The organism is Azospirillum sp. (assembly GCF_035627195.1).
GTDB lineage: Bacteria > Pseudomonadota > Alphaproteobacteria > Azospirillales > Azospirillaceae > Azospirillum.
Genome location: NZ_DASPMG010000171.1, coordinates 1 through 10,437, shown reverse-complemented (window position 1 = coordinate 10,437; position 10,437 = coordinate 1). Strand labels below are relative to the sequence as shown.

12 protein-coding genes and 1 pseudogene are annotated in these 10,437 nt (G+C 71.3%); 5 read left to right on the top strand and 8 right to left on the bottom strand.

The annotated features are described in order from the left end of the window. A partial coding sequence (locus tag VED21_RS15505) for a calcium-binding protein (RefSeq protein ID WP_324883511.1) occupies positions 1-483 on the top strand: 483 nt, incomplete at its 5' end. A gap of 51 nt (positions 484-534) precedes the next feature. Here the strand turns inward: VED21_RS15505 and VED21_RS15500 are convergent. Continuing rightward, complete coding sequence (locus VED21_RS15500; protein ID WP_324883509.1) at positions 535-1,791, bottom strand: pentapeptide repeat-containing protein; 1,257 nt, start codon at positions 1,789-1,791, stop codon at positions 535-537. Between the two features lie 19 nt (positions 1,792-1,810). Next, positions 1,811-2,794, bottom strand: a complete 984-nt coding sequence (locus tag VED21_RS15495) for a protein phosphatase CheZ (RefSeq protein WP_324883506.1) — start codon at positions 2,792-2,794, stop codon at positions 1,811-1,813. 163 nt (positions 2,795-2,957) lie between these two features. On the opposite strand from VED21_RS15495, the gene VED21_RS15490 reads away from it, so the two are divergent. Next, positions 2,958-4,814: a sensor histidine kinase gene (locus VED21_RS15490; RefSeq protein ID WP_324883504.1), complete on the top strand. Its 1,857-nt coding sequence runs from the start codon at positions 2,958-2,960 to the stop codon at positions 4,812-4,814. A 75-nt stretch (positions 4,815-4,889) separates the two neighbouring features. Here VED21_RS15490 and VED21_RS15485 read toward each other — a convergent pair whose 3' ends face one another. Next, entirely contained in the window at positions 4,890-5,330 is a 441-nt protein-coding gene (locus VED21_RS15485; protein ID WP_324883502.1) for a hypothetical protein, read from the bottom strand. A gap of 180 nt (positions 5,331-5,510) precedes the next feature. Between VED21_RS15485 and VED21_RS15480 the strand changes: the two genes are divergently transcribed. Together VED21_RS15480 and VED21_RS15475 are read left to right on the top strand one after the other, a co-directional pair. Then, positions 5,511-6,602, top strand: a complete 1,092-nt coding sequence (locus VED21_RS15480; RefSeq protein WP_324883500.1) for a Do family serine endopeptidase — start codon at positions 5,511-5,513, stop codon at positions 6,600-6,602. A gap of 5 nt (positions 6,603-6,607) precedes the next feature. Further along, positions 6,608-7,333, top strand: coding sequence for a hypothetical protein (locus VED21_RS15475; protein WP_324883498.1), 726 nt, complete (start codon positions 6,608-6,610; stop codon positions 7,331-7,333). Here VED21_RS15475 and VED21_RS15470 read toward each other — a convergent pair. The 4 genes from VED21_RS15470 to VED21_RS15455 form a co-directional block, all read right to left on the bottom strand. Beyond that, positions 7,323-8,144 carry a hypothetical protein gene (locus VED21_RS15470; protein ID WP_324883496.1) on the bottom strand — a complete coding sequence of 274 codons (822 nt, stop codon included), beginning with the start codon at positions 8,142-8,144 and terminating at the stop codon, positions 7,323-7,325. The two genes, VED21_RS15475 and VED21_RS15470, sit on opposite strands and share 11 nt — an antisense overlap. Beyond that, positions 8,141-8,872: a class I SAM-dependent methyltransferase gene (locus VED21_RS15465; protein WP_324883494.1), complete on the bottom strand. Its 732-nt coding sequence runs from the start codon at positions 8,870-8,872 to the stop codon at positions 8,141-8,143. The genes VED21_RS15470 and VED21_RS15465 overlap by 4 nt, the downstream gene beginning before the upstream one ends. A 100-nt stretch (positions 8,873-8,972) precedes the next feature. Further along, entirely contained in the window at positions 8,973-9,182 is a 210-nt protein-coding gene (locus VED21_RS15460) for a hypothetical protein (protein WP_324883493.1), read from the bottom strand. A gap of 147 nt (positions 9,183-9,329) precedes the next feature. Beyond that, positions 9,330-9,548: a hypothetical protein gene (locus tag VED21_RS15455; protein WP_324883491.1), complete on the bottom strand. Its 219-nt coding sequence runs from the start codon at positions 9,546-9,548 to the stop codon at positions 9,330-9,332. Between the two features lie 282 nt (positions 9,549-9,830). On the opposite strand from VED21_RS15455, the gene VED21_RS15450 reads away from it, so the two are divergent. Then, the gene (locus tag VED21_RS15450; RefSeq protein WP_324883489.1) at positions 9,831-10,145 is read left to right on the top strand and encodes a hypothetical protein; all 315 of its coding nucleotides are present in this window, start codon (positions 9,831-9,833) and stop codon (positions 10,143-10,145) included. Positions 10,146-10,152: 7 nt separating this feature from the next. On the opposite strand, the pseudogene VED21_RS15445 reads toward VED21_RS15450, so the two are convergent. Beyond that, positions 10,153-10,437: pseudogene (locus VED21_RS15445) on the bottom strand (ABC transporter ATP-binding protein); the annotation flags it as partial.

The following is a 10,437-nucleotide window of genomic DNA, read 5'->3' as shown; positions in this document are numbered from 1 at the left end:
GACCTGCTGTACGGCAACCTGGGCATGGACACGCTGTTCGGCGGGCAGGACGCCGACACGGTGTTCGGCGGCCAGGACGCCGACGTGATCTACGGCAACATGGCCAACGACGCGCTGTACGGCAACATGGCCAATGACACGCTCTTCGGCGGCCAGGGCGACGACAGCGTCTTCGGCGGCCAGGGCGACGATGTCGTGGCCGGCAACCTGGGCGACGACGTGCTGAACGGCAATCTGGGCAACGACACGCTGGTGGGCGGGGCGGGGGCCGACCGCTTCGTCTTCGCCACCGGTGGCGGCGCCGACACCGTCAGCGACTTCGACTTCGCCCAGGGCGACCGCATCCAGGTCGCCGCCGGCATGACCTGGACCATCGCCGACGGCCCGAACGGTGCCGTCATCAGCTTCGGCACCGGCGACCAGATCACCCTGACCGGCATCAATGCCGCAAACGTCGCCAACGGCTGGATCGTCACCGGGTAAGGATGCCTGTTTCTCCTTCCCCCGCCTTTTGCGGGGGAAGGATTGCTTTCCTTACTGCCCCAGCCGGGCGCCTTCCAGGATGGCGTCTTCCAGGTCGGCGCCGGTGCGGTTGACGCCGGTCAGGTCGGCCAGCGTCAAATCGCAGCCGCGCAGGTTGGCCTCGGCCAGCGACGCGCCGGCCAGACGCGCGCGCACCAGCGAGGCGCGCATGATCCGCTCGGCCGAGTGGATCGCCAGCGGTGACAGGTTGGCGCCGTCCAGCACGCTGTCGATCAGGATGGCGCGGTCCAGCGTCACGCCGCGCAAATCCGCCCCGCGCAGGTCGGCGGAGCGCAGGTCGGCGCCATCCAGCCGCGCCGCCTGAAGCTGGGCGCCGCGCAGGTCGGCGTTGCGCAGGTGCACGCCCGAGCCGATGGCCAGCGTCAGCACCGCCCCCGTCAGGTTCGCCCCCTCCAGGTTCAGCCCCGTCAGGTCCATCTGCCGGCCCACCTTGCCGCTGGACCCCAGCCACAGCAGGTGCTGCTTCATCAAATCGGCCAGCGCCTCGGGCGAGGGCGGCGGCGCCGTTTCGGCCTCGTTCGCCACGGGCAGCGGCGGCAGCTCGCGGATGGCGGCGGCCTCGCCGTCGGTGCGGGCGGCGGTGACGAGGTCCAGCTCGTTCATGAAGGCGCCGTCCAGGTTGGCGCCGCGCAGGTCGGCCCCGGTCAGGTCCGCCCCGTGCAGGTCGGCACCGATGAAGTTGCAGTCGCGCAGGTCCGTCCGCTCCAGCCGCGCGCCCGACATCGTGGCGTTGGTGAAGTCGGCGGCGCGGGCAAAGCTGCCGGTCAGCTTGGCGCGCGCCATGTCGGTGTTGACGAGGCGCGCCTGCGACAGGTCCGCCGGGCCGGGCTGGAAGCCCACCACCATGGTTTCGGCGATGCTGCTCTTGGTGACCTTGGTGCCGTCGCGCAGGTCCACCTCCACCATCGCAGCACCTTCCATGTTGGCGCCGCGCACGTTGGCGCCACGCAGGTCGGTGCGGAACAGCTTGGCGCCGCGCAGGTCGGCCCCGCGCAGATCGGCGCCGAACAGATCGGCGTGGTCGAGAACGGTGCCCTTCAGCTTGCCGTCGCGCAGGATGACGCCGGCCAGATGCGCGCCGGTCAGGTTGCGGTTGGAGAGGTTGAGGCCCGACAGATCGAAGAACGGCAGGTTGGCGCGCGCGCCGCCCGGGCGCCCTTCCATGAAATGCACGTGCCGCTCGCACACGCGGTCGAGCTGGTCCTGGGTCAGGCGGATGCGCGTCTTCAGGGTGCCGTCGTAGGCCATGGGCGGTCAGCTCCCTCCTTCAGGCGAACAGCGCATCGATGTCGTCCTGCGAGAACTTCGCCCCGCCGTCCGCGGCCGGCGGATCGGGCGGCGGAGGTGGAGGTGGCGGAGGAGGGGGCGGCGCGGCCTTCTTCGGCTGCGGGGCAGGCGGGGAAGGTGGAGGCGGAGGAGCCGGCGCGGCGGCCGGGGCGGGTGCCGCGCGCTCGATGGCGGCTGGGTTCTGCGCCGCCATCTGGTCGAACAGCGCGTCGATGTCGTCCTGGCTGACGCCCTGCCCGTCGAGCTGCGGGCCGTTCAGCAGGTGGGCGTCGGGGCGTGTATCGTGCAGCTTGCGGTGCGCGGCCGCGACGTCCGGCAGGGCGCCGCCCACGCCGACATCGCCGCCCCACACCTCGATCAGGGCGTTCACCCGCTCCTCGATGTAGCGGAGCGTGTTGATGACCTTGGTGGTGCGCTGGCCGGTGATGTCCTGGAACGAGCAGGCGGTCATCACCTCGATGCACTGCGCCTCGATGCCGTTGGCAAGTTCGGCCCAGTCCGGATCGTCGCGCGGGATGCGCGCGGTGTATTCCTGAATGACCTCGGTGGCGTTGAGGATTTCGGTGGTGGCGCTCTCCGTCGCCTGGACGATGGCGTCCAGTTCGGCGGTGGCGGCGACGATGGGATCGCTGCCGCCGTCCGACGGGCGCAACGCCGCCATGTCGCCGCGCGCCTGGTCGACGAAGTGGCGCAGCGCGTCCAGTTCCGACTGCACGCGGGCGATCTGCCCGTCGCCGGCCGGTGCGCGCGCCACGGCGGCCGGTGCGGCCGCAGCGGTGCCGCCCAAGCGCTTGACGTGCTCCTCCAGGCGGGCGGCGACGCCGTGGAACTCGTCGATGGCGACGAGGCGCACCCGGCGGTCGCGCATGCGCAGGAAGGCCCGCCCGCGGGCGGTCTGCGACAGCGCCTCTTCCATCTTCAGGTAGTCCTGCTCGGTGAGTTCGAGCAGCGCTTGATCAGTCATGCCCGGCTCCGGCGGGGTCGGGTTTCGCGTGCGGACGGTCCGTCTCCGCAACCTACTCCCGGCAACCGGGCGAGGTAAAGACGCATCGCCGCCGCACCGCAAAGGCGGCTCTACCCCCTCTTTGTAGGCCCGCCGGCCTCCGGCGGGGACTAAAACCCCGCCCATGATGGATCGTCCCTACTCCCTTCCCGCCGTGTACGCCGCGACGCCCGCCGCCGGGTCCCGGCGGGCGCGGCCGGTGCGCTGGCATCTGGTGGCGCTGGTGCTGGCGGCGCTGCTGCCGGCGCTGCTGCTCTCCGGCGTGCTGACGGTGCGGCATACCCTGGCGCAGCGCGCCGCGCTGGAAGACGGGCTGCGCGACACCGCCAACGCGCTGGCCCTGGCGATCGATGCCGACCTCGGCGGCATCGTCCACACCCTGGAGGGCGCCGTGGTGGCCGGCGGGCTGCCGGGCGACGACCCCGTGCGCTTCCTGACCACCGCGGCGGCGCTGAAGGACGGCCATCCTTACTGGCACGCGCTGTTCCTGGCCGACGGCTACGGGCATGTCACCATCGATACGGCCAGCGGCGTCGGCGCGCCCCGCAAGGCGACCGCCCTGCCCTACGGCACCGCCATCCGGCAGGCGATCGCCACGGGCAAGCCGGCGGTTTCCTCCTACCTGCCGGCCGCGGGTGAGCGCCCGGCGCTGGTGGCGGTGGCCGTGCCGCTGCCGCGGCGCGGGCTGGTCGACGGCGTGGTCGGCGTCGCCGTGCGGCCGGAGCGCTGGAGCCGCCTGCTGGCGGAGCGCGGCGCACCGGCCGACTGGCTGGGTGTCGCCGTCGATCAGGACGGCACGCTGGTGGCGCGTGCGCCCGACGCGGCGCACTACGCCGGCCGGACCGCACCCGACTGGCTCACCGCCGCCCTGCGCACGGCCCCCGAGGGCTTGGCCTCCGGCCGCTCGCTGCAGGGACACGACGTCACCCTCGGCTATGCCCGCTCGGCCTTCGGCTGGAGCCTGGGCTTCGCCGCCCCGCAAGAGACGCTGGACGCGCCGCTTGCCCGCGCACTGGCCGAGGCGCTGCTGCTGAACGGTGCGCTGGTGGTGCTGGCGGCCCTGGCCGCGCTGCACATCGGACGGCGCATCGCCGTTCCGGTGCGCGCGCTGACCGTTGCCGCCGCGGGGCTGGAGCGGGACTGGCCGTTGCCGCCCATCCCGCCCAGCTCTGTGCGCGAGATCAACGACCTGGGCGCGGCGCTGAGCTGGGCCGCGCACCACCTGCGCGAGGGGGCGGTGGAGCGCGAACGCCTGCTGGAGCGCGAGGCCGAGCGGCGGCGCGAGGCGGAGCAGGCCAATGCCGCCAAGTCGCGCTTCCTGGCCGCCGCCAGCCACGACCTGCGCCAGCCGTTCCAGGCCATGCGGCTCTACCATTTCCTGCTGGAGCAGGGGCTGGCCGACGAGCGCGCCCGCGAGGTGCACCGCCAGCTCGGCACCGCCATGGAATCGGGTGAATCGCTGCTGAACGCGCTGCTCGACGTCTCGACGCTGGAGTCCGGCACGGTGCAGCCGCGCCTTGCCGACATGGCCGTGCGCGACCTGATCGCCGCCAAGCTGGCGGAGGTGCAGCCGGCTGCCGCGGCCAAGGGGCTGCACCTGCGCAGCCGCGCCTGCGACATGGTGGTGCGCAGCGACCCGCTTCTGCTTGGCCGCATCCTGGGCAACCTGCTGGCCAACGCGGTGCGCTACACCGAGCACGGCGGCGTGCTGGTCGCCTGCCGACGCCGCACCGGCGCCCTGCGCATCGAGGTGTGGGACACCGGCGCCGGCATTCCGCCCGAACAGTTGGAGACGGTGTTCGAGGAGTTCGTGCAGCTCGGCAACCCGGCGCGCGACCCCAGCCGGGGGCTGGGGCTCGGCCTGTCGGTGGTGCGGCGCACGGCGCGCCTGCTCGGCCATCCACTGGACGTGCGCTCCGTGCCTGGGCGAGGCTCCCGCTTCGCCGTCACCGTGCCGCTGGCCACGGGACGGGCGCCGTAGCATCGCAGGCCGGGTTTCAACCCGACACGTCCGCCATGACGGCGGCGTTGGGTTTTCGCTGGCGCTTAACCTGACCTACGGGGCTTTTACGGCCGGGACTTTCTTCGGTGCCGCCTTCCTCGGTGCGGCCTTGCGGGCCGGCTGCTTCGGAGCGGCGGCCGGCTTGGCCGGAAGCGGCGGCTGCGGCGGGGTGCGGGGGACCAGAGTGCGGGCCGGTGCCACGGCAGCCTCGCGCGTCGTCGCGGTGGAGCCGGCGACGCCGCCCTCCGCATGCCCGGCCGCACCGGACATCAGCGCGCCCACCCACAGCGGCGGCGCCCAGAAGAACGGCGAGGCGGCGACCAGCCACGTGGCCGGCAGCCAGTTCGCCGCGGCGCGGTTCACGTCGGCCCAGGCGCGCATGACGGACATCGGCCCGACCATCAGCGTCGTAAGGTCGGGCAGTTCCGTCGCCGGCTTGCCACTGGAATGCAGGCCGGCCGGATTCGACCAGGTGGGGTTCGACTTGCCGGCCATGTCACCCTCCTCACCCTATTCCTTCACCGCCCACCGCCCATCGGCGCCCGCGCGGGGAATCCTGACATGGCGCCACACGCCCCGCGATCAAGACGACAGGCTTGAACGATTCACGATATTCTCCCAAATGTGCGCCGCCGGGTATGCGTCTGAAGATCGCGTCGTATTGGGAGCCGAGGGATGAAGAGCAAGCTTGCAGGTGTGTTGGCCGTGTTGGGCGTTGCGGTGGCGGCGGCCGCCGGCCTTCCGGCGCCCGCGCCCGCGGCCCTGCCCGCCACGGCCAACGGAACGACGACGATCGCGCCGATGCTGGAGGCGGTGACCCCGGCGGTGGTCAACATCGCCGTTACCTCGCGCGCCCCGCAGGTGGACAACCCGCTGCTGCGCGACCCCTTCTTCCGCCGCTTCTTCAACATCCCCGACCAGCCGCCGGAGCGCACGCAATCCAGCGCCGGGTCGGGCGTCATCGTCGACGCGCGCCAGGGCTACGTCATCACCAACCACCACGTGGTGGAGAACGCCCAGCAGATCACCGTCACGCTGAAGGACCGCCGCCGCTTCCGCGCCAAGCTGGTGGGCAGCGACGCCGCCACCGACATCGCCGTGCTGAAGATCGACGGCGACCGCCTGACCGCCCTGCCCATGGGCGATTCGGACCGGCTGAAGGTCGGCGACTTCGTGGTCGCCATCGGCAACCCGTTCGGCCTGGGGCAGACGGTGACGTCAGGCATCGTTTCGGCGCTGGGGCGCAGCGGCCTGCGCGTCGAGGGGTACGAGGACTTCATCCAGACCGACGCTTCGATCAACCCCGGCAACTCCGGCGGCGCGCTGGTCAACTTCAGCGGCGAGCTGATCGGCATCAACACCGCCATCATCGGTCCGGCCGGCGGTTCGGTGGGCATCGGCTTCGCCGTGCCGACCGGCATCGTGCGCGCGGTGATGGAACAGATCGTCGAGTTCGGCGCGGTGCGCCGCGGCCGCCTGGGTGTGGCCATCCAGGACCTGACGCCCGACATCGCCGAGTCGCTGAACGTCGGCGGCAACATCGCCGACGGCGGCGGCGCCGTCATCGCCCAGGTCGAGCCGGGCTCGCCCGCCGACAAGGCCGGCATCAAGGCCGGCGACGTGGTCGTCGCCGTGGACGGCAGGCCGGTCCTCAGCGGCACCGCGCTGCGCAACCGCGTCGGCCTGGTGCGCACCGGAACGCCGATGCAGGTGACGCTGCTGCGCGGCGGCGCCCAGCGCACCGTCACCGTCCGCACGGCGCGGTGAGCCGCGTGCCGCTGCCGCCCCGCCCGTCATCCTCGCGCCCCCCGCAGGCCCCGCGTTCGGCGCCGCCACCGCCGGCCGTGGTGCAGAAGGCGGCGGCGCGCATGCTGATGCGGCTGGACGAGATGCTGCGCCGCACGGCCGACCTGGGCGCCAACGCGCGCGAGCGGGTGGGCGTGGGCGGGCTCAACCGCTACCGCCGCTTCACCAAGAAGGTGCGCGACTTCTTCGCGCTGGCGTCGGTGGTGGAGGAGAAGCTGGCGCCGCTCGACCCCGATCTGGCAGCGCCGCTGCTGACCGCGCTGGACCGGCTGCACGCGCGCATGGTGTTGCTGTTCATCGAGGAGAGCGGCGGGTTCTTCGCCGGCTTCGTAAAGGTGCGCGAGCTGCCGATCGGCACGCACGAGATCTGCGGGGTGGAACTGCGCGGCCTTGTCGCCATCCGCGGTTTCCTGGACGACCCGCGTTACGACGGGGAGCGCGGGCAGGCCCTGCGCATAAAGGCCGACCGCATCGCCGACATGATGCGCGCGGTGATGGCCCGCATGCCGCCGCTTCCGGACTTCGGCGACCTGCCCAGCGTCGGCCCCAAGGGCACGGTCAACAAGCCGGTCAAGCCGCCCCGCCGTCCGCCGCCGCGTCCGCAGGCGGCCCCGCCGGAACCACCGCCCGCGCCGGAACCGCCCCGTGCGCCGGAGGTGCGGCAGCTGTCGCTGGACGACTTCACGGATTGAGCGGGACCGCCGGCCGGTACACGCCGGGCCACAGGCACGGCACGTCGTCGGGCGTCACCGCCGTCGGCGGCGCGGGCAGCCAGCGTTCGCAGAAAAGACGCTCGTTGCGGCGGCGGAAGTCGCCGAACCGCTCCGCCAGTTCCGCATGCCGTTCGCGCAGGAGCTTCCTGTGCGTGCCGAAATAGGCGTGCACGTGTTCGATGTCGATCCACGCCATGCGCAACCCGGCGGCGGCGTAGCGCCGGCACAGGTCAGTGTCCTCGAAATAGGCCGGCGTGAAGGCGGTGTCGAAAAGGCCGAAACGCTCGATCGCGCCGGTGCGCAGGATCGCCACCGACGCCTGGATGCTGTAGACATCGTCTGGCCGGGCGACGCCGCGCAAACAGGCCGTCATGCCGCCACCGCCGGGATTCAGACGCCAGGCGCTTGGCCCGCCGATCCCCACCCCCTCGTCCGCCATACCGTCGACCAGCCGGTCCAGCCACGTGGCGCGACCGAACAGCACGTCCTGGTTCAGCACGACGAAATAGTCGAAGCGGCGGCGCCGGTAATGGTGATCGAAGACCAGGTTGTGGCCGTGCGCAAAGCCGACGTTGCGGGTCAGCAGGGACGCCGACCGGTTGCCGCCGCGCGCCACGAACGCCTTGACGACGTCCACCGTTTCCGGACCCGAGCCCTGATCGAGAACGTGCACGTGGTAGTCCACCCGCCCCTCGAAGGTCGGCGAGACCCCGTCCAGGTTGTCGAGGAGATTGGCAAGGTAACGCGGCTGCTCCCACGACAGGATGCTGATCAGTGCCGACGGCCTCACCAGCGCCCCCTGCCGGTCGGAAGGACACGCGCACGCACCACGTACTGGTAAGCGAGGAACCGGCGCCGGTCGAAGGGCAGCCCGAAGCTGGCCGTCAGCCGCTCCAGTTCGGCGAGCAAGGCTTCGTGCCGATCCCAGCCGGAGATGGCCGGCACGCCGGGACGGGGGATCAGCGGCACCACCTCTTCCACCGCACAGCCGGCGGTGCGGAAGAAGGCCACGAGACTGTCGAGCGTGAAGAAGCGCAGGTGCGTGCGGTCGAACAGCCCCTCGTCCCGATACTCCCAGCGCCCGGCGACGAGGTTGAGGATGGCGCTCCAGTGCTGCACGTTGGGGATGCTGGCGCACACGACGCCGCCGGGCCGCAACAGGCGAAGATGCCGGCCGAGGGCTGTGTCCGGGTCGCGGAAGTGCTCCAGCGAATCCGCGTAGACCAGCGCATCGAACGGCCCGCCTGGCACGGTGGCGGCATCGATGCTTTCCGCATCCGCCTCGACCACGTGCGCCAGATGCCGGCGTGCCTCAGCGGCCGCTTCGGGGTGGACCTCGATGCCTGTCCAGGCGCTGTGCGGGTGGCGCTCCCGGTAGGCGCGTCCGAGCGCCCCGGCCCCGCAGCCGACGTCGAGCACCGCCGCCAGCCCGGGTGGCAGCAAGTCGAGGAGCGGGCGGTTAACCCGTGTGTAATAGGGTGCCGGATCGGCCGCCGGTCCACTGTATTCTGGTGCCATGCGGCTCCTCCGCGTGCGTCTTCCTCCTTCTGCACCGGAATGCGCTTGGCTGCAACGGTTCGCCCCGCCCCGGGCCGGCCGGAACGGGGCGCCGTAAGCGTCAGCGCTTCTTGCCGCTGGGCGCGGTCAAGGCACCGACCGCGGCGCCGCCGGCGCCGCCGATCAGGCCGCCCAGCAGGGGGCTGCCGCCGGTCAGCGCGCCGACGGCGGCACCGCCCGCGGCACCGATGGCACCGCCGGACAGCGCGCGCTGCTCACGCGTGTCGAGCCCCGAACAACCGGCAAGAAGGCCGGCCCCCAGAAGGACCACTGCAAACTTTTTCCGCATGCTCCAACCCGTCTGTAAAGCGGCACAGGCCACATGCCTGCAACCAAGCCATGTTTACGGGATGAACGCACAATCGGATGTGACCATTCCGGGGTAACCGCCTAGGTTCAGGCCGGATGCCGTCCGCGCTTACGAACCCTTCTTGTACAGGTTCGGGTCCTCGCCCTTGGCGTGGCTCTTGCCCTGCTCCTCGGCCTGGCGCAGGTCCTTGCCTTCCGGGCTGTCGACGGCCTTGCGGGCGCGGTCGGCGTCGCCCTGCACGTCGTGATGCTCGACGTGGTCCTTGACGCCCTGGCGGTACTGGCGGTCGGCCGTGCGGTTGCCTTCACCTTCGTTGCGGTTCGCCATGCTTTCCTCCTTTGGCGTGGCTGCGTGCACCACATCAACCCAAAGGCCGCGACGAAGTTTCCCTGATCCGCTGTTTCAGTGGCGGGCTCATTGTTTCGGTATTTTCTAAAATTGTAACGATTTCGCCGTTCGGAACGTCGTTGTCGTCATCCTGACGAAAGATTTCTTTTGCATCCCTCTTCAACAATAGCTCTTTACGACCGCGCGAGTCTGGGGTAGTTCAGTGTCGTAACAAACGGCCCGCGAACGAGGCCGAACGACCAAACCAAGGAATCGACCACCATGACCACCGCCACCGCCTTCGCCGAGGCGCCCGGCCAGCGCCGTCACCGCCGCCCCGACCAGCCGGTCGCCGGCCATCCCGAGATCCCCACCTTCGACCGCCATGATGCCCTGACCCGCGCCGCCCGGCGCGGAACGCCGCCGATGGGCCGGGTGCTGCACATGGCCGCCACCGGCGTCTGGGCGATCCGCCTGGGCGGCCGCTTCGTCGAGGTGGACGGCCGCCACTGCTGGGAAAGTCGCGAGGATCTGGATGCCGCCGCCGTGCGGGCCGGCGTTGCGCTGTCCGACCTGGTGGTCGATACGGGCCGGTGAAGGCCGCTCACGCTTCCATCTGTAGCGTTTTGATTGTCTCGACGCGGATCTCCTCGGTCAGGCGCTCCTTGTAGGCGGCGAACTGCGGCGTCGTCTTGACCTTGTAGGAACGGGGGTGCGGCAGGTCGATGGCGATGTCGCACTTGATCCGGCCGGGCCGGGCGGACATCACCACCACCCGGCTGGCCATGAAGATCGCCTCGTCGATGTCGTGGGTGACGAACAGCACGGTCTTGCGGTGCTGTTCCCAGATGCCCAGCAGCAGTTCCTGCATCAGCTCGCGCGTCTGGTG

Excerpts from the sequence above, each read along its gene's own strand:
- VED21_RS15450 (WP_324883489.1), top strand. The coding sequence starts at position 9,831 with ATGACCACCGCCACCGCCTTCGCCGAGGCGCCCGGCCAGCGCCGTCAC.
- VED21_RS15490 (WP_324883504.1), top strand. The coding sequence starts at position 2,958 with ATGATGGATCGTCCCTACTCCCTTCCCGCCGTGTACGCCGCGACGCCC.
- VED21_RS15500 (WP_324883509.1), bottom strand. The coding sequence starts at position 1,791 with ATGGCCTACGACGGCACCCTGAAGACGCGCATCCGCCTGACCCAGGAC.
- VED21_RS15495 (WP_324883506.1), bottom strand. The coding sequence starts at position 2,794 with ATGACTGATCAAGCGCTGCTCGAACTCACCGAGCAGGACTACCTGAAG.
- VED21_RS15465 (WP_324883494.1), bottom strand. The coding sequence starts at position 8,872 with ATGGCACCAGAATACAGTGGACCGGCGGCCGATCCGGCACCCTATTAC.
- VED21_RS15455 (WP_324883491.1), bottom strand. The coding sequence starts at position 9,548 with ATGGCGAACCGCAACGAAGGTGAAGGCAACCGCACGGCCGACCGCCAG.
- VED21_RS15485 (WP_324883502.1), bottom strand. The coding sequence starts at position 5,330 with ATGGCCGGCAAGTCGAACCCCACCTGGTCGAATCCGGCCGGCCTGCAT.
- VED21_RS15480 (WP_324883500.1), top strand. The coding sequence starts at position 5,511 with ATGAAGAGCAAGCTTGCAGGTGTGTTGGCCGTGTTGGGCGTTGCGGTG.